Below are 1,308 nucleotides of genomic sequence, written 5' to 3'. Positions count from 1 at the left end.
TGGGCGCGCGGTGGTGGCGCCGATGCTGTGGTCTGGTTCGCGCCGGTATTCGTGCGCAGCCTGGTGATCGAGGTGTATTGCCCGGACCTGCCGGCTGGCTACATCGAGATATCGCGCCTGGTGGCCGGCAATTACTGGTCGCCCGAGAACAACGCCGAATACGGTGCCAGCCTGCAGCTGCAGGACTCGACCGAGGTTTATCGCACTGCCGCTGGCACTGCCAAAACCGCAGTGGGCACCACCAGCGACAAACTGGCAATCAACCTGGCGCACCTGACGGCGCCAGATCGCGCGCGCCTGATGCGCATCCTGCGCGAGTGCGGACCCGTCCGGCCGCTGCTGTTCAGCCTGTTTCCTGAGCATGCAGATCCGGTGCTCGAGCAGGACCACATGCTGTACGGCCGTGTCGCCAATCTGGACGCGGTTAGCACGCCGTACTACGAAACCTATGCAGCACCACTCCAGATAGAAGGGATTTAATAATGGCCAGCAAATTTACAGCCGGTATGAAAAACGTGGTCGAGGTACTCAACCAGATGTGGGACGCATTTGCGGCCGGACCCTATAACGCGCTGCCCCTGACAGGCGGAACGCTGACGGGGCCATTGACGGCGCAAAAGGCCACCGTCAACGCCGGGCTAATAGTCGCAGGTGGCGATATCTCCACGGGCCAGAAAATCATGGTGGCCTGGAGTGACACTGGCGGCGGCAGTATTCAGACCTACGCTGGAAAATCGTTGTCAGTCAACGTCCTGGGAAACAATTTTTTAGTTGGCACGACTACCGATAATGGCTCTGACAAATTACAGGTTGAGGGGTCCGCCAAGGTCGCCATCACAGGGTCTGAGGGGGCTCTCGTGTTCCACGCTGGAGTCCGGGGAACCAACTCCTCAGTGATCCTCTACGCTGGTGATGGGGGAGCGCCCAGCTACCCCCCGTCTGTCATGTATGTGGCAAAAAACTCAGTTACGACCCGTGGAGTTACCACGCCCGGTACAGTCAATACCATGGGTAACGATTACGCCGAGTACATTTTCAAATGCCTCCTCTGTGGCGTGATCGCCAAGGGCCAGATTGTCGGCATCACGGCAGACAACACCATCACCGACCAGTGGGCCGATGCCATCATGTTCTCCATCAAGTCGACGGCACCCTCGTTTGTCGGCGGTGATTCCTGGGCGAGCGCAGCTGGCCCGCGCCCAACGCCACAGGCCGGGCCGCAGCCGATACCGCCACCGCGCCGCATGGAGCTGATCGAGCAGCAGCCAGTACCGGGCACGAACCCGCCCGCGTACACGGAGGTGGTGA

Annotated in this window: 2 protein-coding genes; both read left to right on the top strand. The window is 60.6% G+C overall.

Annotated features, from left to right (window positions below; translation table 11 throughout):
* On the top strand, positions 1-480 hold a 480-nt coding region (locus ASR47_RS27285), incomplete at its 5' end, for a hypothetical protein (protein ID WP_171898854.1).
* A gap of 2 nt (positions 481-482) precedes the next feature.
* A partial coding sequence (locus tag ASR47_RS00090) for a hypothetical protein (protein ID WP_217270504.1) occupies positions 483-1,308 on the top strand: 826 nt, incomplete at its 3' end.

It is taken from the genome of Janthinobacterium psychrotolerans, assembly GCF_001677885.1.
Classification (GTDB): domain Bacteria; phylum Pseudomonadota; class Gammaproteobacteria; order Burkholderiales; family Burkholderiaceae_D; genus Janthinobacterium; species Janthinobacterium psychrotolerans.
This window is presented reverse-complemented; position numbering and strand designations above follow the sequence as displayed.